This is a genomic window from Actinomadura sp. NPDC048394 (assembly GCF_040651755.1).
GTDB lineage: Bacteria > Actinomycetota > Actinomycetes > Streptosporangiales > Streptosporangiaceae > Spirillospora > Spirillospora montaniterrae.
This window is the reverse complement of sequence record NZ_JBEZJL010000018.1, coordinates 67,468-87,557: the sequence shown is the minus strand read 5'-3', so window position 1 is coordinate 87,557 and position 20,090 is coordinate 67,468. Positions and strand designations below refer to the sequence as shown.

Here is a 20,090-nt window from a genome sequence, read left to right as displayed (position 1 = left end):
TCGGCGTGCGCACGGTGGGCCGGGCCGGCCGGGTCTCGGAGGAGACCGGTGCGGCACGCTCTCCCGGTGCCGCGGGGCGACGCGTGGATCGTGCCGCCCTGGGGGACGACGCGTGGGGCGCGCCGCCCGGTCCGCGGCCACCGGAGTGCGCCGCGGGGGGCCGCGGCGTCTGGAGGGCGCCGCGTGACCAGTGCGCCTGGAGGGCGCCTGGGTGGTGACAAGGTACCAAAGCCCCAACAGAAGGCAAGCCCCCCCAAAATCAACAACGGACCAGGTCAGCCCTGGTCCGTTGTCGCCGCGGGGTGCGAACGGCCCCGCGCGGGGGGCCGTTCACATGATCGTCAGGGACGCCCCGCGCCGTAGAAGTTCGAGGTGTAGTAGCCCGAGAGCGAGCTGATCTTCACCACGTCGCCGGTGTGCGGGGCGTGGATGAACTTCCCGCCGCCGACGTACATGCCGACGTGCGAGAGCCCGCTGAAGAACACCAGGTCACCGGGCTGCAGGTCGCTCTGCGACACGTGCTTGACGGCCGCCCACTGCGAGTTGGTGGTGCGGGTGATGTTGACGCCCGCGGCCTCCCAGGCGCGCATCGTCAGGCCGGAGCAGTCGTAGGAGCCCGGGCCGGTCGCGCCGTAGGAGTACGGCTTGCCGAGCTGCGCGTAGGCGAAGTCGAGCGCCTTCTTGGCCGAGCCGCTGGCCGGGCCGTTGTAGGTGCCGCCGATGCCGCCCGAACCGCCGCTGGAGGTGCCGCCGCCGGTCTGCTGGACGAGCTTCTTGGCCTCCGTGACCTTCTTGTCGAGGTCCTTCTTGGCCTTGGCGAGCTCGTCGTGCTTGGTCTTGACGTCGTTGTAGGCGCTCTGCGCCTGCGCCTGCTCGCGGCGCAGCCGCTGCGCCGTCGCCAGGAACTGGGTCAGCTGGGAGCTGCGCTGCTCGGAGAGCTGCGTGAAGACCGCGGCCTGGTCCAGGACGGCCTGCGGGTCGCCGCTGCCGACGAACCCGGTGACGTCCGTGGAGTCGCCGTTCTTGTAGGCGTCCGCGGCCATCTGCGCGATCGCCGAGCGCTGCTTGTCGAAGGAGGCCTGCTCCTCCGCCGACGCCTTCTTGGCGGCGGCCAGCTTCTTCTGGGCGACCTTCAGCTTCTCGGTGTTCTGGTTGTACTGCTCGACCTTCTTGTCCATCAGCTCGTTGAGCTGGTCGAGCTTCTTCTGCGCCTGCGCGTGCGTGGGCTTCGGCTTGGCGTTCGCCACCACGGGCGGAAGCGCGAAGGTCGCGGTCGCCGTCAAGCATGCGGCGACCGCCAGGCGGCGGGTGACCCCTATCCCCGTCGAGCCGGCTCTCCGGTCGCGCGAGCGCGCTGGTTCCCCGATGAGATCGTTGGTCACGGTCCGATTCGCCCCTCTCGTCCACTACGTCAGCGGACGACATTAGCGATGGGCCACAACCGTCACAACTAATTCGTCACTATCTGATTGACTTCAACACCATTTGCCCACATTCCGTGATGGCAAGATCACGGAGCGCATGATCAAGCCGGTAGAATGCGGAGAATCTCACGAAATGTCGGAGTCTGGCGGGGTCATGACCGGCCCAGCCGCCGCAGCAGCAGCGTCGACGGGCAGGGCCGCGCGTTCGCGCGCCGCGCCGCGTCCGCCACCTCCCGGTCGGAGGACACCACCACCACCGCCCGGCCGTCCGGCTCCGCCCGCACCAGCTCGCCGATCAGCTCGTCGGCCGTCTGCCCCGGCCGGCTGAACAGCACCCGCACCCCGCGCGGCGCGGAGATCGCCACCGGCGCGTCCAGCTCCGCGCCGTCGAACACGCACGTCACCTCCGCGCGCGTCTGCGCCGCGAGCCCGCCGAGCCCCGACAGCAGCCGCGTCCGCTGGTCCGACAGCGGCAGCTCCCCGTACCCCGTCTTCGTCACGTTGTAGCCGTCCACCACCAGATGCACCTGCGGCAGCGTCAGCAGCCGGTCCAGCAGCTGGGGGTCGCTGTCCGACAGCGCCCGCCCCGGCAGCGCCCGGTGCGCCAGCCGGTCCGGCTCCAGCGCGCCCACCGCGTCCGCCGGCCGCGCGATCGTCGACGGCAGCGCCAGCTCCCGCCGCACCCCCTGCGCCGCGTCCACCAGCGCGTCCAGCAGCAGCCGCAGCCGCATGTCGTCGACGTTGCGGCCCTCGCGCGCCGCCCGCTTGGCCGCCTCCGCCGCCGCCTCCGCCTGCGCCGCCCGCGACCGCAGCCTGCGCAGCTCCTTGTCGGCCGCCGCCGACGACTCCCGCGCCGCCGCCAGTTCCCGGTCCGTGTCCGCCGCGAGCGTCTCCGCGCGCTCCTGCGCCGCCCGGTACCGCGTCCGCGCGTCGTGCAGCTTGCGGCGCAGCTCGGCGACCTCCGCCTTGGTGTCGCGCAGCTCCGCGCGCAGCTTGTCGACCTCCGACGCCCGCGCCGCCCGCGCCGCCGCCAGCTCCTCCTTCAGCGCCGCGACGCGCCGCTCGGCGGCCTCCTCCTCCGACGCCGTCGCCGACCGCTCCAGCTCAGCGCGCGCCGCCTCGACCAGCTCCGTCCAGCCGTCCGGGCGCAGCAGGTAGGCCACCACCGCCACCCGCACCGGGTCCGCCGCCGGCGGCACGTTCCCGCTCTCGACCGCCTCGACCAGGTCCGGCTGCGCCTCCCGCAGCGGCTCCGCCACCCGGCCCCGGAACTCCGCGTCCTTCTCCAGCACCGCCGCGATGTGCTGCCCGGCCAGCTTCGCCCGCTTGCGCCGCTCGAACCGGGCGAACCGGCGCAGCGGCACCGGCACCTCGTCCGGCGGCAGCGCGCCGATCAGCTCGGCGGCGGCCTCGACCACGCTCAGCCGGACTGCCTCCGGCAGCGGCCCTGCCAGTCGCCGCACGGGCTCCGGGCCGCCGGGGCTCGCTTCGGGGCCGCTGTCGATGATCCCGCTCCTTCCGGGCTGCGCCGCCGGTGCGCTGTCTCTTCCCGAGCACCACGCACCCTAACCAGCGCGAACGTGGGATCGGACGGAACGCGCCAAGCTCCCCCGAGCCGTCCCCCGCGGCCCCCGCCCGGCGGGACGTGCCGGCGCGCCCCCAACACTAGCGGCCCGGACTTCTGTCGGTGGCGTCCTCTACGGTCGCCGGCATGACGGCTGCGCACGAGGTCCAGGGGCAGATCCGGGCGGTTCAGGGCACCCTGGACGACCTCGGCACCCCCCTGGCGGAGGTCACCTTCGTGGTGGTCGACCTGGAGACCACGGGCGGATCCGCGGCCGACTCGGCCATCACCGAGATCGGCGCGGTCAAGGTGCGCGGCGGCGTGGAGCTCGGCGAGCTCGGCACCCTGGTCGACCCCGGCGGCCCGATCCCGCCGTTCATCACCGCGCTGACCGGCATCACCACCGCGATGGTCACCGCCGCCCCCCGGATGGACTCCGTGCTCCCCGCGTTCCTGGAGTTCGCCCGCGGCTGCGTGCTCGTCGCGCACAACGCGCCGTTCGACATCGGCTTCCTCAAGGCCGCCTGCGCCGCGCAGGGGTACGCCTGGCCCGCGTTCCCCGTCGTCGACACCGTCGACCTCGCCCGCCGCGTCCTCGGCAAGGACGAGGTCCCCAACTGCAAGCTCGGCACCCTCGCCCGGTTCTTCCGCACCCGCACCGAGCCGACGCACCGCGCCCTCGCCGACGCCCGCGCCACCGTCGAGGTCCTGCACGGCCTCATCGAGCGGCTCGGCTCGTTCGGCGTCACCTCCCTGGAGGAGCTGCGCGGCTTCGCCAAGGCGCCCACCCCCGAGCAGCGCCGCAAGCGCCACCTCGCCGACGACGTGCCGAGCGCCCCGGGCGTCTACCTGTTCGAGGACGCCGGCGGCGAGATCCTCTACGTCGGCAAGAGCGGCGACCTGCGCTCCCGCGTGCGCAGCTACTTCACCGGCTCGGAGACCCGCTGGCGCGTCCGCGAGATGGTCGGCCTCGCCGAACGCGTCCGGACCATCGTCTGCGCCACCGGGCTGGAGGCCGAGGTCCGCGAGCTGCGGCTCATCGCCGAGCACAAGCCCCGCTACAACCGGCGCTCCAAGTTCCCCGAGCGGGCCATCTGGCTGAAGCTGACCGCCGAGCCGTTCCCGCGGCTGTCGATCGTCCGGGAGTGCCGCGACGACGGCGCCCGCTACCTCGGCCCCATCTCGTCCCGGCGGCAGGCCGAGGAGGCCCGCGCCGCGCTGCACGAGGCCGTCCCGCTGCGCCAGTGCACGCAGCGGCTCACCGTCCGGCTCGTCGAGCGCGGCCGCGCCCGCACCTGCGCGCTCGCCGACCTCGGCCGCTGCGGCGCGCCCTGCGACGGCCGCGAGTCGCAGGGCGCCTACGCCGTGCACACCGAGACCGCCCGCGCGATCATGGAGGGGGACGTGCGGCCCGTCGTCGCCGCCGCGCAGGTCCGCATCGACCGGCTCGCGTCCGAGCTGCGCTACGAGGAGGCCGCCGCGCAGCGCGACCGGCTCGCCGCGTTCGTCCGCGCCGCCGCCCGCGGCCAGCGCCTCGCCGCGCTCGCCCGGCTCCCCGAACTGGTCGCCGCGCGGCCCGGCTTCGACGGCGGCTGGGAGCTGTCCGTCGTCCGGTACGGCCGGCTCGCCGCGGCGGGAACGGTCCCGCCGCGCGCCCACCCCCGCCCCTACGTCGACGCCCTCATCGCCACCGCCGAGACGGTCTTCCCGCCGTCCGGCGGCGCCCCCGGCGGCGTGGCGCTCGGCGCGCCGCCGTCGTCGGGCGCCACCGCCGAGGAGATGGAGTGCGTGCTGCGCTGGCTCGACCTGCCGGGCGTCCGGCTCGTCGAGCTCGACGGCGCCTGGACGTGCCCCGCGCACGGCGCCGAGGGCCTGCGGAGCTGGATCGACAACGCCTACACGAACCACGACCCCGAAGCCCGCCAGGGCAGGCGCTGAACGGGCGGGCCGCCCACTAAGGTGACGGTGGACACCCCGCGCCAGGAGAGGACGACGACCCCGCATGGCCCTGCCTCTCTACGACAGCCAGCCCGCGCGGCGCGTCCCCTGGATGACGTACCTGCTGATCGCGGTGAACGTCGTGGTGTTCCTGATGACGCCCATGTCGAACTTCGCCACCTGGTACGGCAAGGGCTCCGTCCGCGAGTGCAAGGCCGCCGAGTTCACCTACGAGTACGGCGCCGTCCCCAAGGAGCTCACCACCGGCGACCAGCAGCCGCTGCCGACCGACATCACCAGCCAGTGCGGCCCCGCCGACTACCGCAAGGCGCCCTGGACGTCGGCGTTCACCTCGATGTTCCTGCACTCCGGCGCGATGCACCTGCTCGGCAACCTGGTCTTCCTGTTCGTCGTCGGCATGGGCGTCGAGGACCGCCTCGGACGATGGCGGTTCCTGCTCAGCTACCTCGCGTTCGGGCTCATCGCCGTCTACGGCTTCGCCTGGACATCGCCCGGCTCCACCGTCCCGCTCATCGGCGCGTCCGGCGCGATCGCCGGGGTGATGGGCGCCTACGTGATCCTCAACCCGCGCGGCCGGGTCGTCAGCTACGTCCCGCCGATCATCGTGCTGCGGCTGCCCGTCTGGGTGGTGCTCGGCTACTGGTTCATCATCCAGTGGCTGTCGCTCGGCGACGAGGAGAGCAGTGTCGCCTACACCGCGCACATCTACGGCTTCTCCGCCGGCGTCGTGTTCGCGCTGCTGGCCCGCCGCGCGGGCCGCACCCGCCGCATCGCGGCCCTCAGCCGGACCTGAGTAGAGTCGGGGACGTCCGAACCCAGGGGAGGGGCCCAGTGGTCACAGCGATCGTGTTCGTCAAGGCCGACGTCGCGCGCATCCACGAGGTGGCCGAGACGATCGCCGCGCTGGACGGGGTCAGCGAGGTCTACTCGGTCACCGGCGAGCACGACCTGATGGCGATGGTCCGCGTCCGCCGCCACGACGAGCTCAACGACGTGATCCCCGGTCGGGTGAACAAGGTCCCCGGCGTCGTCGGCACCGAGACGCACATCGCGTTCCGCACCTATTCCAAGCACGACCTCGACGCCGCCTTCGCCCTAGGCCTCCCCGACGCGGACTGATCAGCAGCGCCCTTGGCGGTCAGGCGGCGGTGATGAGGCTCAGCGACAGGTCGCCGCAGGGGTGGGCGGTGTGGCCGGGGCGGGCGCGGTAGACGGTGCCCGGGGGCCATGTGGCGGTGTTGGACGCCATCACGCGGCCGGGGGCGTTCACCACGAAGGCGGGCGCGGGGATTTCGCGCAGCACCGGGACGACCTCGTGCTCGAAGGTGCGGGCGAACACGTCCGCGGCGGCGACGCCGGCGAACTCCCCGCCGACGCGCACCGGCGCGGACAGCGTGAGGACGTACTCGTCGCTGCACAGGTAGTCGACGTAGGGGCCGCAGACGGTCTTCTCGGCGCCCGCCCGCGGGCCGGTGAACCAGTCCCAGGCGGTGTAGTCGTACAGGGCGCTGCTCTCCGGGTTCAGGTCGCGCAGCAGCTGGGACGGGCCGGCGGGGCCGGCCTGCCACCACTCCAGGTACCAGGCGGCGTCGGCGAGCAGGCCGGGCGCGGCGATGAAGCCGAGCCCGCACACCAGCGGGCCGAGCCGGGGGAGGAGCAGCGGGCGCAGGCCGGCGAGGTCGGCGCGGACGGGCGCGCGCCCGGCGCCGCGCACCGCCCGCAGCAACCGCGCCGAGGCGTCGCGGACCTCGGCGACCGTGCCGAACACGGCGTCGAGGGTCGCGTGCACGCGCGCCGCCGCAGTGCCGGCGGACGGTGGCTCGGGAGGCATGGGGGGTCCACCTCGGGTCAGAGGGCGAGCCGTCGGTCAATGAGACGTTCTACCGCATTCGCGACGTGACTTTCAGCGACATCGCGGGCCCGGTCCTCCTCGCCCCGCTCGATCGCGTCGACGATCCGGGCGTGCTGGGCGTGCACGGCCCGGCGCGCGCCCGGCTCGTCGTGGACGGCCCAGATCAGCGGCCCGATGTCGGCCTGCAGCCGGATCTCCTCGCGGGTGAGCCGGACGGACTGGGACGCGGCGGCGATCTCCAGGTGCAGCCGGCCGTCCAGCCGGCACATCCGGGGCGCGGCGTCCGGGCGGGTCATCTCGGCGAGGGAGCGGCGCAGCCGGTCGACGTCGCCGGGCAGCGAGCGGCGGGCGGCGAGCCGGGCGGCGGCGCCGGCGATGGCGGCGTAGTGGTCGCCGAGGTCGCGCAGTTCCTCGGCGGACAGCGGGCGGAGCCGCTCGTCGAGGTCGAACGGGCGGGCGGGGGCGCGGACGAAGCTGCCGCCGCCCCGGCCGCGCCGGGTCTCGATGAGACCCTGCTGACGCAAGGCCATGAGCGCTTCGCGTAGAGTGACGGTCGAAATACCGAGATGTCCGGCGAGCTCGGTCTCGCTGGGCAGCTGCTCCCCGTCGTCGAGGAGGCCGAGCGCGATGGCGTCGCCGATCCGCCGCACGACGGCGGCGACCCGCGCGGTGTTGTCGACCGGGGCGAACACGACGAGGCGCGCGCCGTCCGCACCGTCCATGGGCCCCCTCTCCCCGCGCTGACTCAGTGATACCGGATCGTCACTTGAACTAAAACCTATGACTCCATATGTTTTCGGTCATGCCGGCTTCAGCGGTGAGGATCCGCGATCTGCGCAAGACCTTCGGCGCCGTCGAGGCGGTGGCGGGCGTCGACCTCGACATCGGGGACGGCGAGTTCTTCTCGATGCTCGGTCCGTCCGGGTCCGGCAAGACCACGGTGCTGCGGCTCATCGCGGGCTTCGAGCGCCCGACGTCCGGGACGGTCGAGCTGGTCGGCCGCGACGTCACGGGCCTCGCCCCGTTCGACCGCGACGTCAACACCGTCTTCCAGGACTACGCGCTGTTCCCGCACCTGGACGTGCTCCGCAACGTCGAGTACGGGCTGAAGGTGCGGCGGGTGCCGAAGGCGAAGCGCCGCGAGCGGGCGCTGGAGGCGCTGCGCAGCGTCCGGCTCGACGGGTTCGAGGCGCGCCGTCCCGGTGAGCTGTCGGGCGGGCAGCGGCAGCGGGTCGCGCTCGCGCGCGCGCTGGTCAACGAGCCGAAGGTGCTGCTGCTGGACGAGCCGCTCGGCGCCCTCGACCTGAAGCTGCGCGAGGAGATGCAGGTCGAGCTGAAGACGATCCAGCGGCGCGCCGGGATCACGTTCGTGTTCGTCACGCACGACCAGGAGGAGGCGCTGACCCTCAGCGACCGCATCGCGGTCCTGGACGGCGGCCGCGTCCAGCAGGTCGGCACGCCCGCCGAGGTGTACGAGCATCCGGCGACCGAGTTCGTGGCCGGCTTCGTCGGCACGACCAACCAGATCGGGGAGGTCTGCGTCCGGCCGGAGAAGCTCCAGGTGCGGATCCTCGGCGCCGACGGCGACGGCGACGGCACCGGGCCGGGCGGCGATGCGGGCGGCGAGGCGGGCGGGCCGTCGGGGGACCGGCACGCCGAGGGCACCGTCGCCGAGGTCGTCTACGCGGGCGCCGTCACGAGGTACGTGGTGGACCTGGAGTCGGGGGACCGGGTCGTCGCGCTCCGCCAGAACCTCGCCGCGTCCCCGGCCGAGGCGACCCGCCATCGCGGCGCCCGCGTCCGGGTCGGCTGGGACGCGGCGCACGAGTTCCGGGTCGCCGCCGCACCGAGCACACAAACCTCCGCGAAAACCCCCAACTAAAGAGGAGTTCCTCATGTGGTCCACGCGCATGGCGCTCGCCGCCGCGGCGGCGCTGGCGATCGGACTGGCCGCCGCCGGCTGCGGCGGCGACTCGGGAGACAAGGCGACCGGAGCCGGGCAGGGCGGCTTCACGGTGCCGAAGGTCCCGATGCAGAAGTCGCTCGGCAAGGGCGAGGGCCAGGTCAACCTGGTCGCCTGGGCCGGGTACGCCGAGGACGGCTCCAACGAGAAGACGGTCGACTGGGTCCACCCGTTCGAGCAGCAGACCGGCTGCAAGGTCAACACCAAGATCGCCGGGACGTCGGACGAGATGGTCGCGCTGATGAAGACCGGCCAGTACGACACGGTGTCGGCGTCCGGCGACGCGTCGCTGCGGCTCATCGCCTCCGGCAGCGTCGCGCCCGTCAACACCGCGCTCGTCCCGAACTACGCCGACATCTTCGCCGGCCTGAAGAACAAGCCGTGGAACTCGGTGAACGGCGTGCCCTACGGCATCCCGCACGGCCGCGGCGCCAACCTGCTGATGTGGCGCACCGACAAGGTGAAGCAGGCGCCCGACTCGTGGGGCGCCGTGTTCGACGCCAACTCCCCGTACAAGGGGAAGGTCACCGCCTACGACTCGCCGATCTACATCGCCGACGCGGCGCTCTACCTGATGTCGGCCCGCCCCGAGCTCGGCATCAAGGACCCGTACGCGCTCGACCAGAAGCAGTTCGAGGCGTCCGTCGCGCTGCTGAAGCAGCAGCGGGGCATCATCGGCGAGTACTGGTCCGACTACACCAAGGCGGTCCAGTCGTTCAAGAGCGGCGACACGGTCCTCGGCACGACCTGGCAGGTCATCACGAACTACGTGGAGGCCGCGAAGGCGCCGGTGAAGGCGATCGTGCCGAAGGAGGGCTCGACCGGCTGGTCGGACACCTGGATGGTCGCGGCGAAGGCCAAGCACCCGAACTGCGCCTACCAGTGGATGAACTACATCGTGTCCCCGAAGGCGAACGCGCAGGTCGCCGAGTGGTTCGGTGAGGCGCCCGCGAACGCCAAGGCGTGCCAGGAGACCTCGGACAAGAAGTTCTGCGACACCTTCCACGCCACCGACGAGACCTACTTCTCCAAGGTGCACTTCTGGACGACGCCGATCGCCCAGTGCCTGGACGGCCGCAAGGACGTCAAGTGCGTCGACTACTCCAAGTGGACGCAGGCATGGACGGCGATCAAGGGATGACCGCGTCCCCGGCGGCGTCCACCGCCGGCGGGGCGTCCGCCCGCCCGGCGCCGGGTCCCCGGCGCCGGGCGGCGGCGCTGCTGCACCGCCGGCCGGCGCTGCGGCTGTCGCTGCTGCTGTCGGCGCCGCTGGCCTGGCTGGTGGTCGCCTACCTCGGCGCGCTCGCCGCGATCTTCGTCACCGCGTTCTGGTCGACCGACACCTTCACCGGCGCGGTCGTCCGGCAGTTCACCCTCGCCAACTTCCAGGACCTGTGGAACGAGCCCGTCTACCGGACGATCGCGCTGCGCAGCCTCGGCGTCGCGGCGGCCGTCACCGTCATCGACACCGCCATCGGGTTCCCCATGGCGCTGTACATGGCGAAGGTCGCGAGGCCCCGGTACCGGCCGTACCTCGTCATCGCGATCCTCGCGCCGCTGTGGGCGGCCTACCTCGTCAAGGCGTACGCGTGGCGGGTGATGCTGTCGAACGGCGGGCTGGTCGACGAGGTGCTGAAGCCCTTCGGCCTGTCCGGGCCCGGATACGGCCTCACCGCCACGATCATCGTGCTGGCCTACCTGTGGCTGCCCTACATGATCCTGCCCGTCTACACCGGCCTGGAGCGGCTGCCGGACTCGCTGCTGGACGCCTCCGGCGACCTCGGCGCCCGGCCGTGGTGCACGTTCCGCTCGGTCATGCTGCCGATGGTGTTCCCGTCCCTGGTCGCCGGGTCGATCTTCACGTTCTCGCTGTCGCTCGGCGACTACATCACCGTCAAGATCGTCGGCGGCCGGAGCCAGCTGCTCGGCAACGTCGTCTACGACAACATCGGCGCCGCCAACAACCTGCCGTTCGCCGCGGCCGTCGCCACGATCCCCGTCGTGGTCATGCTGGTCTACCTCGCCGCGGCCCGCCGCACCGGCGCCCTCAGGGAGCTGTGATGACCCTCTCGCCCGCCGCCCGGACGGTGCTGCGCATCGTGATGATCCTCGGGCTCGCGGTCGTCTACGTGCCGCTGCTCGTCGTACTGATCAACTCCGTGAACGCCGACAAGACGTTCGGCTGGCCCCCGACCGACCTCACCGGACGCTGGTGGGCGCACGCCCTCGACAACCCGGGCGCCCGCCAGGCCGTCTGGACGAGCGTCAAGGCCGGCGTCGGCGCCACCGCCGCCGCGATGGTCCTCGGCACCATGGCCGCGTTCGCCGTCGCCCGGCACCGCTTCTTCGGCCGCGAGACCGTCTCGCTGGTCGTGGTGCTGCCGATCGCGCTGCCCGGCATCGTCACCGGCATCGCCCTCAGCAACGCCTTCCAGGTCGTCCTGGAGCCGCTCGGCATCGGCCTCGGCCTGTTCACCGTGATCGTCGGGCACGCGACGTTCTGCGTCGTCACCATCTACAACAACGTGCTGGCCCGGCTGCGCCGCACCGGCACCAGCCTGGAGGAGGCGTCCGCCGACCTCGGCGCCGACACCTTCCAGACGTTCTGGTACGTCACGCTGCCGAACCTGCGCTCGGCGCTGCTCGCCGGCGGGCTGCTGTCCTTCGCGCTGTCCTTCGACGAGATCATCGTGACCACGTTCACCGCCGGGCCCGGCTCCCAGACCCTGCCCATCTGGATCTTCGACAACCTGTTCCGGCCCAACCAGGCCCCGGTCGTCAACGTCCTCGCCGCCGCCCTGATCGTCCTGTCGATCATCCCGATCTACATCGCCCAGCGCCTCTCCACCGGCGCCCGAAGCGTGGTGTGATCAGCCCCGGGGCTCCGGGGTTCAGCGGTGGGCTTGGGAGACCTCGATCCAGCGGTCGAGGAGGGTGGCGGCGGCGCCGGAGTCGACGGCCTCGGCGGCGCGGTCGCGGGCGGCGGCCAGCGTCGCGGTGAGCTCGTCGGCGGACGGGGCGCCCTCGTAGGCGGTGATCAGCGCGGCGGCGTTCAGCAGGACCATGTCGCGGACGGCCCCCTCCCGCCCGGCGAACGTCTCCCGCGCCACGCGGGCGTTGAACGACGCGTCGGCGCCGCGCAGGTCCTCCGGACGCGCCGGGGGGATGCCGAGCGCGGACGGGTCGAACGTCGTCTGCGTCGCCGTCCCGTCGCGCACCACCCACACCGTCGAGGTGCCCGTGGTGGTCAGCTCGTCCAGGCCGTCGTCGCCGCGGAACACCAGCGACGAGCAGCCCCGCGCGGCGAACACGCCCGCGATCACGCCCGCCATCCGCGGATGGAACACCCCGACCGCCTGCGCGCCCGGCCGCGCCGGGTTCGTCAGCGGGCCGAGGAAGTTGAACACCGTCGGCGTGCCCAGTTCGCTGCGGGTCCGCGAGGCGTACCGCAGCGCCGGGTGGAAGCGCGGCGCGAAGCAGAAGGTGATGCCGGTCTCCGCGACGACCGCCGCCGTCGCCTCCGGGGACAGGTCGATCGCGACGCCGAGGTGCTCCAGCAGGTCCGCGGCGCCGCACGACGACGACGCGGCCCGGTTGCCGTGCTTGACGACCCGGACGCCCGCCGCGGCCGCCACCACCGCCGCCATCGTGGAGATGTTCACCGTGTGGGCGCGGTCGCCGCCGGTGCCGACCAGGTCCGCGATGGGGCCCGGCACGTCCACCGGGGTGGCGTTGTCCATCATGCCGTCGGCGAGGCCGGACACCTCGGCGACCGTCTCGCCCTTGGCGCGCATCGCGACCGCGAACCCGGCGATCTGCGCGTCGGTGGCCTCCCCGGCCATGATCGTGTTCATCGCCCAGGCGGTCTCCTCGCTGGTCAGCGACTCGCCGTCGAGCAGGGCGTTGAGCAGTGCGGGCCAGGTCGTGCGGGCGTCCATCTCTCCCCCAGGGGTGCGGTGCCCGGGGAGCGCGCCGGGCTCGTCCCGGCCGGGGTGACGGACCGGGGCGGCGCCCAGAGCCTCCCCGGCGGAACGGTCGTTACAGGGCCGGAAGGCGGTTCTCGAGACGCCAGCGCATGAGGCCGGCGAGCTCCTTCGCCAGCGCCATCGGGTCCAGCGGCAGGCTCACCACGGCGTCGGCGCGCGACCAGGTCGCCAGCCAGCCGTCGTCGCGCCGCCCGATGATCGCCAGCACCGGCGGGCAGTCGTACACCTCGTCCTTGGCCTGCCGGCAGACGCCGAGACCGCCCGCGGGCTGCGCCTCGCCGTCCACGACCAGGACGTCGATGCCGCCCTCGTCGAGTCGCGCCACCACGGCGGGCTGGGTCGCGCGCTCGACGAACTCCACCTGCGGGAGGTCGGCGGCGGGGCGTCGCCCGATCGCCATCCGGATCTGTGCGCGGGTGTTCGCGTCGTCGCTGTAGACGAGAACCTTCATCGGGCTCTCCGGGGCGGTGGTGCTCATGACACGGAAGGCTACCGGTTCGTCCCCGCGCGCACGAGATCCAGGTCATGTTTCCCCGCGTCGCGGCCACCGGAAGGCCAGGTGCGGGCAAAGATCGCCGGACCCCGCGGGACCGTTCCCGAGGCCGGCGGACACGTCCGGGAACTCTAGGAGGGGGGTCATGCGTCACTCACGGGATAGGGGCGCAATAATGCTGCCCGTGACAGCATCCGCGATAGAGACAACACCTCACGCACGGGCGAACCGTCCCAATCTGGTCAGCGTGGGGACGATCGTTTGGCTGTCGTCCGAGCTGATGTTCTTCGCGGCGCTGTTCGCGATGTTCTTCACGATCCGCTCTGTGACGATCGGCCAGTCCGGGCACGACGCCTGGCCGGGCGCACCGCTGAACCTGCCGCTGTCGACGGCCAACACGACCGTGCTGGTGCTGTCGTCGGTGACCTGCCAATGGGGCGTGTTCAAGGCCGAGGCCGGCAAGGTCGGCCGCGACGGCGGCCTGCTGAACGTCGCCCGCTGGGGCCTGCGCGAGTGGTACGTCCTGTCCTTCCTGATGGGCCTGTACTTCGTGGCGGGCCAGGCGTTCGAGTACTACAGCCTGGTCACCAAGGACGGCCTCACGTTCTCCTCGTCGGCCTACGGCTCGGTGTTCTACCTGGCCACCGGCTTCCACGGGCTGCACGTCATCGGCGGCCTGGTCGCGTTCCTGTTCGTCCTCGGCCGGACGTTCGCCGCGAAGCGATGGACGCACGAGCAGGCGACGAGCGCGATCGTCGTGTCCTATTACTGGCACTTCGTCGACGTGGTGTGGATCGGCCTGTTCTCGGTCGTCTACCTGCTCGACCACTGACCCGCTGACCACCCAGACGACATGACCCGAACGGGGATTTCCGTGAGAAGGATCACCGCATGGCGACGGCGCCCCTGGGCGGGCTACGCCGTCGTGCTGGCGGCCCTGGCGGCGATCGGCGTCATCTACGCCGGTTTCTCGCCGCAGACTGGACGCGCCGAGGCGGAGAGCACGGCCCAGGCGGCGCAGGACCTGAAGAACGGCCAGCAGCTGTTCGACAAGAACTGCGCCAGCTGCCACGGCCTGAACGCCGAGGGCACCAAGGACGCCAAGGGCAAAGCGATCGCACCGAGCCTGCTCGGCGTCGGGGCGGCGAGCGTCGACTTCCAGGTCAGCACGGGCCGCATGCCCGCGATGAGCCCTGGTGCGCAGTTCCCGCGCAAGACGCCGATCCCCGCCTTCAACACCGAGATCAAGACCGACTACGAGGACCCGGCCAAGCGCAAGGCGGCCGAGCAGCAGAAGGCCCAGGCCGAGAAGAACCTCGCCGACCTGCGCGCCTACATCTCCTCGCTCGGCGGCGGCCCGGCCGTCCCGCCGGCGTCGGCGACCGACCCGACCAAGGGCGACGTGGCGCTCGGCGGCAAGCTGTTCCGCACCAACTGCGCCCAGTGCCACAACTTCACCGGGCAGGGCGGCGCGCTGACCGGCGGCAAGTACGCCCCGCCGCTGTCCAACAGCGACGTCACGCCCACCCAGATGTACGAGGCCATGCTGACCGGCCCGCAGGCGATGCCGGTGTTCAACGACACCACGCTCACCCCGCAGGACAAGCAGGCGATCATCTCCTACCTGGTGCAGACCCGCGAGCAGCCGAACCCCGGCGGTAACGGCCTCGGCCGCATCGGCCCGGTGTCGGAGGGCCTCGTCGGCTGGCTGGTCGGGCTCGGCCTGCTGGTGATGGCGGCGATGTGGATCACCGCGAAGAAGCCGAAGAAGCTGAAGAAGTCATGAGCGACGAGAACAAGGACACCGCCGGCTCGACGGAGCCCGGCGAGGGCGGCGGCGCGCGCGGGCGCGTGATCGGCACGCCGTCTCCGGCGAGGGACAGGACCCTGCTCGCGCAGGACGACATCTCGGCGCCCGCGGGCGTCGGCGAGGAACTCGACGAGGCGTCGGCCAGGCGCGCCGAGCGCGTCGTCGCGACGTTCTTCCTGGTGGCGTTCGCCGCCAGCGTGGCGTTCATCGCGTACTACATCGGCTGGAGCGGCCGCAACGGCGGCATGCACGGCGTGACCCGGGCCCGGGAGTCCAACTTCTGGCTCGGCGGCCTGATGGCGCTGTCGTTCCTGGCGCTGGCCGCGGGCGTCACCATCTGGGTGCGCCGGCTCATGACGAGCAAGCCGATCGTCCAGGAGCGGCACAGCCTGCAGGCCGACGAGGAGACCCGCGCGGCCTTCACCAAGGACTTCCTCGAGGGGGCGTCCGACAGCGGCCTGACCAAGCGCCCGCTGCTGCGCCGCACGCTGCTGCTGGCCGCGGCGCCGCTCGGCCTCGCGCCGCTGGTGCTGCTGCGCGACCTCGGCCCGCTGCCGGAGAAGAAGCTGCGCACGACCATCTGGGGCGACGCGGTCAAGAAGGCCCAGGCGCAGGGCAAGAAGGGCGTCCGCCTCGTCGTGGACGGCACCGACAAGCCGCTGCGGGTCAGCGACTTCTCCTCGCCCGGCGGGATGATCACCGTCCTGCCCGAGGGCATCGAGGAGGACGTCCCCGAGGACCAGGTGCTGACGCAGACCGCGAAGGCCGTCACCATCCTGATCAACGTCCCCGAGGACGAGTTCAAGCCGGCCAAGGGCCGCGAGAACTGGCACATCAACGGGATCGTGGCGTACTCGAAGGTCTGCACGCACGTCGGCTGCCCGGCCGCGCTGTACGAGCAGACCACGCACCACATCCTGTGCCCGTGCCACCAGTCGACGTTCGACGCGACCGACGCCGCGAAGGTCGTGTTCGGCCCGGCGGCCCGTCCGCTTCCGCAGCTGCCGCTGGCGGTCGAGGACGGCTACATCGTCGCGACGAGCGACTACCACGAGCCGATCGGCCCGAGCTTCTGGGAGCGCGGATGAGCGAGGCGACAGCCGGAGCGGCCGCTCCGAAGGCGGTCGAGGGGCCGCTGAACTTCATCGACGACCGGCTCGGTTCCACCACCTTCTTCAAGCGGAACATGAAGAAGGTCTTTCCGGACCACTGGTCGTTCATGCTGGGCGAGATCGCCCTGTACTCGTTCATCATCCTGCTGCTGACCGGGACGTTCCTGACGCTCTGGTTCAAGCCCAGCATGAACGAGGTCATCTACAACGGCTCGTACACGCACCTGAAGGGCGTGCAGATGTCGGAGGCGTACGCCTCGACGCTGCACATCAGCTTCGACGTGCGCGGTGGCCTGCTCATGCGGCAGATCCACCACTGGGCGGCGATCCTGTTCATGGCGTCGATCCTGGCGCACATGCTGCGGGTGTTCTTCACCGGCGCCTACCGCAAGCCGCGCGAGCTGAACTACCTCATCGGCATCAGCATGTTCGTCCTCGGCATGCTGGAGGGCCTGTTCGGGTACTCGCTGCCGGACGACCTGCTGTCCGGCACGGGCCTGCGCATCACCCAGGGCGTGCTCGAGGCGATCCCGCTGGTCGGCACCTACGGCTACATGTTCCTGTTCGGCGGGGAGTTCCCCGGCCAGGACATCGTGCCGCGGCTGTACATGCTGCACATCCTGCTGATCCCCGGCCTGATCCTCGGTCTGGTGACCGCGCACATGATGATCATGTGGGTGCAGAAGCACACCGCGATGCCGGTGAAGAACCAGACCGAGCAGCAGGTGTACGGCTACCCGTTCTACCCGGTGTTCATGGCCAAGACGGGCGCCTACTTCCTGTTCACCTTCGGCGTCATCGCGCTGCTCGGCGCGTTCGCGCAGATCAACCCGATCTGGCTGTTCGGCCCGTACGACCCGGGCGCGATCTCCGCGGGCTCCCAGCCGGACTGGTACATGGGCGTCCTGGAGGGCGCGCTGCGGATCATGCCGAACTGGGAGGTCAGCGCCTGGGGCCACACGGTCAGCTTCAACGTGCTGATACCGGCGACGATCCCGCTCGGCATCGTCTTCGGCGGCGCGATGGCCTGGCCGTTCGTGGAGCAGTGGGTGACCGGCGACAAGCGGCACCACCACGTCAACACCCGGCCGCGCAACGCCCCGATCCGCACCGCCACCGGTATCGCGGCGGTCACCTTCTACGGGCTGCTGTGGCTGGCCGGCGCGAACGACGTCCTGGCCGACAAGTTCGACCTCTCGCTGTACGCCACGACCTGGTTCTTCCGGGTGACGATCTTCGTCGGGCCGTTCCTGGCGTTCATCATCACCAAGCGGATCTGCCTGGGGCTGCAGCGCAAGGACGCGGACGTCGTCGGGCACGGCGTCGAGTCGGGCGTCATCCTCATGTCGCCGGAGGGCCAGTTCTCCGAGCGGCACGAGCCGGCGCGCGAGGAGCAGAAGGCGGTCATCCTGTCGAAGGAGAACAGCCGTCCGGAGGCGCCGCAGCGCGACGCCAACGGCATCCCGGCCGCGAAGGGCCCGCTCGGGCACCTGCGGTCGCGGCTGAACCGGGCATGGACCTTCGACGACATCCCCGTCGAGGAGCACGAGCACGAGCACGGCGAGCACGCGGAGATCGAGGGCGGCAAGCAGTCGCACGAGATCAGCCACTGATCGCGGAGCCCGTTCGAGGGGCCCGGCACCGGACGACGGTGCCGGGCCCCTTCGCTTTGCCCGCCCGTGTCCGGCGGGACGGCGTTCCGCCTGCTCGGAGGCGGGCGGCGGTCCGTATCCTGGCCGACGATGACCAAGACCCTGGTGGTGACCAACGACTTCCCGCCCCGTCCCGGCGGGATCCAGGCGTTCGTGCACGGCCTCGCGGTCCGGCGCCCGCCGGGCTCGGTGGTGGTGTACGCGCCGGCGTGGAAGGGCGCGGCGGCGTTCGACGCGGTGCAGCCGTTCGACGTCGTCCGGCATCCCGGGTCGCTGATGCTGCCGGAGCCGGGCGTGCTGCGCCGCGCGTCCGCGCTGCTGCGCGCGGAGCGCTGCGACTCGGTGGTGTTCGGCGCGGCGGCGCCGCTGGGCCTGCTGGCGCCCGCGCTGCGGCGGCGCGGGGCGGGGCGGATCGTCGGGATCACGCACGGGCATGAGGCGGGCTGGGCGGCGCTGCCGGTCGCGCGGTCGCTGCTGCGCCGCATCGGCGACGACGTGGACGCCCTCACCTACCTCGGCGAGTACACCCGGTCTCGGATGGCGCGCGCGCTGTCCCCGGCCGGTGCAGCGCGGATGGCGCGGCTCGCGCCGGGCGTGGACGAGACGCTGTTCCGCGCCGGCGCGGGCGGCGACGCGATCAGGGCGCGGCACGGCCTGGCGGACCGTCCGGTGGCGGTGTGCGTGTCGCGGCTCGTCCCGCGCAAGGGGCAGGACGCCCTGATCCGGGCGTGGCCGCGGGTGCTGGCGAAGGTCCCGGACGCGGCGCTCCTGCTCGTCGGCGGTGGTCCGTACCGCGCGAACCTGGAGCGGCTCGCGGCGTCCGAGGGCGTGGCCGGGTCGGTCGTGTTCACCGGCAGCGTGCCGTGGGAGGAGCTGCCCGCCCACTACGACGCCGGGGACGTCTTCGCGATGCCGTGCCGGACGCGCCGCCGCGGCCTGGACGTCGAGGGGCTCGGCATCGTCTACCTGGAGGCGTCGGCGACGGGCCTGCCGGTCGTCGCGGGCGACTCCGGCGGCGCCCCCGACGCCGTCCTCGACGGCGAGACCGGCACGGTGGTGCCCGGACGGTCGGTGCCGCGCGTCGCCGACGCCGTCGCCGGCCTCCTCGCCGACCCGGACCGCGCCCGGGCGATGGGCCGGGCGGGGCGCGCGTGGGTGGAGCGGGAGTGGCGCTGGGAGGTGCAGGCGGCCCGCCTGGACGCCCTGCTGCACGGCTGATCCGGCGGATGTGGCGCCGCGGTCACGGGCCCTGACCCGGTGCGCGGCCACAAGCAGACGACCGCCGCGTATCGCCGGGCCCGTGCCGGGTGACAGGATGCCCAGTATGGAGAACGCGGACATCGAGGGCGCGTGGGCCAGGGTTCCCGGCGAGACCGCGCGGTGGCTGCACGATCTGGATCCCGACCACTGCTACTCGGGCTTCGAGCCGCCCCGCAATCCCGACTCCGCGTGGCTCCTGCACGCGATGTACGCGTGGGAGGAGGGCCTGGTCACCACGACGCACGACGACGTCCACCAGTCGGTGCTCGGAGCAGGGCTGGTCGAGCCGCCGGACCCGGCCGGGGAGGCGCCGGGCGACGTGGGCGACCTGCTGGAGGGCGCGATCGTCACCGGCACCGAGCTCGGCCGCAGCGGCGACCCGGGCGCGGGCTGGCGGCGGCTGCGCTGGCGGGAGCTGGCGCGCGGGTTCGGCGAGCCGGCGGTGCCGGAGGGGGAGCTGCCCGGCAACCGCTGCCTGCGGCAGGGGCATCCGGCGGGCAGCTGGTCGGCGGCCATCCGGCCGCCCGCGGAGGGCTGCCTGGACCGGGAGAGCTGGCACCGGCTGGTCGGGGTGCTGCTGCGGCACAGCCTGGACGGCGCCGCCACCCGCTGCCTGGCGTACTACTGCCCGCTCGTCACCGCGGACTGGGACGACGAGACGGTCCTGGCGGGCCGGCTGGGCGACGCGGCCGGGCTGTACGACCATCCGGCGATGGCGAGCTGCCCGTCCGACCTGTGGGCGGAGGACCGCTCCTGGGTCGTGTACTGCGACTGGGACCTGTGGGGCACGAAGGTCGTCGGTCCGACCTCGCTCGTCCAGGCGCTGCTGGACGACCCCGAGCTGGAGGCCGTCCGCCTTCCCTGGACGCGCTAGCCGCGCGGTCCCGGGACGGGCCCCGCCCCCGCGCCGTAGGCGGGACCCGTCCCGGGACCGGCGGATCGAGGGGGGCCGTGCCCGGGCTCCGGAGACCGTTTCCACGCGCACGCCCCTGCCGAGGTGGGTGCGATCCTGCGC

The 20,090-nt window shown here is 72.5% G+C and carries 19 protein-coding genes; 13 read left to right on the top strand and 6 right to left on the bottom strand.

Annotated features, from left to right (window positions below):
- Positions 1–341: 341 nt before the first annotated feature.
- Positions 342–1,283 (bottom strand): C40 family peptidase, encoded by a 942-nt coding sequence (locus tag AB0C78_RS15160; RefSeq protein WP_360747272.1) that lies wholly within the window; start codon positions 1,281–1,283, stop codon positions 342–344.
- Positions 1,284–1,576: 293 nt separating this feature from the next.
- Complete coding sequence (locus AB0C78_RS15155; protein WP_360747269.1) at positions 1,577–2,887, bottom strand: NYN domain-containing protein; 1,311 nt, start codon at positions 2,885–2,887, stop codon at positions 1,577–1,579.
- Positions 2,888–3,135: 248 nt separating this feature from the next.
- Here AB0C78_RS15155 and AB0C78_RS15150 point away from each other — a divergent pair, with 248 nt between their 5' ends.
- The 3 genes from AB0C78_RS15150 (at position 3,136) to AB0C78_RS15140 (ending at position 6,066) form a co-directional block, all read left to right on the top strand.
- Complete coding sequence (locus AB0C78_RS15150; protein ID WP_360747266.1) at positions 3,136–4,926, top strand: DEDD exonuclease domain-containing protein; 1,791 nt, start codon at positions 3,136–3,138, stop codon at positions 4,924–4,926.
- A gap of 64 nt (positions 4,927–4,990) precedes the next feature.
- The gene (locus AB0C78_RS15145; protein WP_360747263.1) at positions 4,991–5,740 is read left to right on the top strand and encodes a rhomboid family intramembrane serine protease; all 750 of its coding nucleotides are present in this window, start codon (positions 4,991–4,993) and stop codon (positions 5,738–5,740) included.
- Between the two features lie 38 nt (positions 5,741–5,778).
- Positions 5,779–6,066, top strand: a complete 288-nt coding sequence (locus AB0C78_RS15140) for an Lrp/AsnC ligand binding domain-containing protein (RefSeq protein ID WP_151544422.1) — start codon at positions 5,779–5,781, stop codon at positions 6,064–6,066.
- Between the two features lie 19 nt (positions 6,067–6,085).
- Here the strand turns inward: AB0C78_RS15140 and AB0C78_RS15135 are convergent, their stop codons facing one another.
- Positions 6,086–6,778 (bottom strand): cache domain-containing protein, encoded by a 693-nt coding sequence (locus AB0C78_RS15135; RefSeq protein ID WP_360747259.1) that lies wholly within the window; start codon positions 6,776–6,778, stop codon positions 6,086–6,088.
- 17 nt (positions 6,779–6,795) lie between these two features.
- The gene (locus AB0C78_RS15130) at positions 6,796–7,521 is read right to left on the bottom strand and encodes an FCD domain-containing protein (RefSeq protein WP_360747256.1); all 726 of its coding nucleotides are present in this window, start codon (positions 7,519–7,521) and stop codon (positions 6,796–6,798) included.
- An 80-nt stretch (positions 7,522–7,601) separates the two neighbouring features.
- Between AB0C78_RS15130 and AB0C78_RS15125 the strand changes: the two genes are divergently transcribed.
- From AB0C78_RS15125 to AB0C78_RS15110, 4 genes are read left to right on the top strand one after another with little or no spacing between them, the layout of a single operon-like run.
- On the top strand, positions 7,602–8,681 hold the full coding sequence (locus AB0C78_RS15125; RefSeq protein ID WP_360747252.1) for an ABC transporter ATP-binding protein: 1,080 nt from the start codon (positions 7,602–7,604) through the stop codon (positions 8,679–8,681).
- 13 nt (positions 8,682–8,694) lie between these two features.
- The gene (locus tag AB0C78_RS15120) at positions 8,695–9,903 is read left to right on the top strand and encodes an ABC transporter substrate-binding protein (protein WP_360747249.1); all 1,209 of its coding nucleotides are present in this window, start codon (positions 8,695–8,697) and stop codon (positions 9,901–9,903) included.
- Positions 9,882–10,823 (top strand): ABC transporter permease, encoded by a 942-nt coding sequence (locus AB0C78_RS15115; protein WP_360747247.1) that lies wholly within the window; start codon positions 9,882–9,884, stop codon positions 10,821–10,823. The genes AB0C78_RS15120 and AB0C78_RS15115 overlap by 22 nt, the downstream gene beginning before the upstream one ends.
- Positions 10,823–11,632 (top strand): ABC transporter permease, encoded by an 810-nt coding sequence (locus tag AB0C78_RS15110; protein WP_360747244.1) that lies wholly within the window; start codon positions 10,823–10,825, stop codon positions 11,630–11,632. The genes AB0C78_RS15115 and AB0C78_RS15110 overlap by 1 nt, the downstream gene beginning before the upstream one ends.
- A gap of 21 nt (positions 11,633–11,653) precedes the next feature.
- On the opposite strand, the gene trpD is transcribed toward AB0C78_RS15110, so the two are convergent.
- Positions 11,654–12,700 (bottom strand): anthranilate phosphoribosyltransferase, encoded by a 1,047-nt coding sequence (gene trpD / locus AB0C78_RS15105; RefSeq protein ID WP_360747241.1) that lies wholly within the window; start codon positions 12,698–12,700, stop codon positions 11,654–11,656.
- A 100-nt stretch (positions 12,701–12,800) separates the two neighbouring features.
- Positions 12,801–13,226, bottom strand: a complete 426-nt coding sequence (locus tag AB0C78_RS15100) for a response regulator transcription factor (RefSeq protein WP_151544428.1) — start codon at positions 13,224–13,226, stop codon at positions 12,801–12,803.
- 190 nt (positions 13,227–13,416) lie between these two features.
- On the opposite strand from AB0C78_RS15100, the gene AB0C78_RS15095 reads away from it, so the two are divergent.
- From AB0C78_RS15095 to AB0C78_RS15070, 6 genes are all read left to right on the top strand, one after another.
- Positions 13,417–14,073, top strand: coding sequence for a heme-copper oxidase subunit III (locus tag AB0C78_RS15095; RefSeq protein WP_194737671.1), 657 nt, complete (start codon positions 13,417–13,419; stop codon positions 14,071–14,073).
- A gap of 42 nt (positions 14,074–14,115) precedes the next feature.
- Positions 14,116–15,027, top strand: coding sequence for a c-type cytochrome (locus AB0C78_RS15090; protein ID WP_360747237.1), 912 nt, complete (start codon positions 14,116–14,118; stop codon positions 15,025–15,027).
- Positions 15,024–16,139, top strand: a complete 1,116-nt coding sequence (locus AB0C78_RS15085) for a Rieske 2Fe-2S domain-containing protein (protein WP_360747234.1) — start codon at positions 15,024–15,026, stop codon at positions 16,137–16,139. Before AB0C78_RS15090 ends, AB0C78_RS15085 begins: the two co-directional genes overlap by 4 nt.
- Positions 16,136–17,776 carry a ubiquinol-cytochrome c reductase cytochrome b subunit gene (locus AB0C78_RS15080; protein ID WP_360747231.1) on the top strand — a complete coding sequence of 547 codons (1,641 nt, stop codon included), beginning with the start codon at positions 16,136–16,138 and terminating at the stop codon, positions 17,774–17,776. The genes AB0C78_RS15085 and AB0C78_RS15080 overlap by 4 nt, the downstream gene beginning before the upstream one ends.
- A 129-nt stretch (positions 17,777–17,905) precedes the next feature.
- Positions 17,906–19,033 carry a glycosyltransferase family 4 protein gene (locus AB0C78_RS15075; RefSeq protein ID WP_360747228.1) on the top strand — a complete coding sequence of 376 codons (1,128 nt, stop codon included), beginning with the start codon at positions 17,906–17,908 and terminating at the stop codon, positions 19,031–19,033.
- 106 nt (positions 19,034–19,139) lie between these two features.
- Complete coding sequence (locus tag AB0C78_RS15070) at positions 19,140–19,949, top strand: hypothetical protein (protein WP_360747225.1); 810 nt, start codon at positions 19,140–19,142, stop codon at positions 19,947–19,949.
- The last annotated feature ends 141 nt before the right edge of the window (positions 19,950–20,090 follow it).

Excerpts from the sequence above, each read along its gene's own strand:
- trpD (WP_360747241.1), bottom strand. The coding sequence starts at position 12,700 with ATGGACGCCCGCACGACCTGGCCCGCACTGCTCAACGCCCTGCTCGAC.
- AB0C78_RS15075 (WP_360747228.1), top strand. The coding sequence starts at position 17,906 with ATGACCAAGACCCTGGTGGTGACCAACGACTTCCCGCCCCGTCCCGGC.
- AB0C78_RS15100 (WP_151544428.1), bottom strand. The coding sequence starts at position 13,226 with ATGAGCACCACCGCCCCGGAGAGCCCGATGAAGGTTCTCGTCTACAGC.
- AB0C78_RS15150 (WP_360747266.1), top strand. The coding sequence starts at position 3,136 with ATGACGGCTGCGCACGAGGTCCAGGGGCAGATCCGGGCGGTTCAGGGC.
- AB0C78_RS15080 (WP_360747231.1), top strand. The coding sequence starts at position 16,136 with ATGAGCGAGGCGACAGCCGGAGCGGCCGCTCCGAAGGCGGTCGAGGGG.
- AB0C78_RS15085 (WP_360747234.1), top strand. The coding sequence starts at position 15,024 with ATGAGCGACGAGAACAAGGACACCGCCGGCTCGACGGAGCCCGGCGAG.
- AB0C78_RS15095 (WP_194737671.1), top strand. The coding sequence starts at position 13,417 with ATGCTGCCCGTGACAGCATCCGCGATAGAGACAACACCTCACGCACGG.
- AB0C78_RS15070 (WP_360747225.1), top strand. The coding sequence starts at position 19,140 with ATGGAGAACGCGGACATCGAGGGCGCGTGGGCCAGGGTTCCCGGCGAG.
- AB0C78_RS15125 (WP_360747252.1), top strand. The coding sequence starts at position 7,602 with ATGCCGGCTTCAGCGGTGAGGATCCGCGATCTGCGCAAGACCTTCGGC.
- AB0C78_RS15110 (WP_360747244.1), top strand. The coding sequence starts at position 10,823 with ATGACCCTCTCGCCCGCCGCCCGGACGGTGCTGCGCATCGTGATGATC.
- AB0C78_RS15145 (WP_360747263.1), top strand. The coding sequence starts at position 4,991 with ATGGCCCTGCCTCTCTACGACAGCCAGCCCGCGCGGCGCGTCCCCTGG.
- AB0C78_RS15115 (WP_360747247.1), top strand. The coding sequence starts at position 9,882 with ATGGACGGCGATCAAGGGATGACCGCGTCCCCGGCGGCGTCCACCGCC.
- AB0C78_RS15135 (WP_360747259.1), bottom strand. The coding sequence starts at position 6,778 with ATGCCTCCCGAGCCACCGTCCGCCGGCACTGCGGCGGCGCGCGTGCAC.
- AB0C78_RS15130 (WP_360747256.1), bottom strand. The coding sequence starts at position 7,521 with ATGGACGGTGCGGACGGCGCGCGCCTCGTCGTGTTCGCCCCGGTCGAC.
- AB0C78_RS15120 (WP_360747249.1), top strand. The coding sequence starts at position 8,695 with ATGTGGTCCACGCGCATGGCGCTCGCCGCCGCGGCGGCGCTGGCGATC.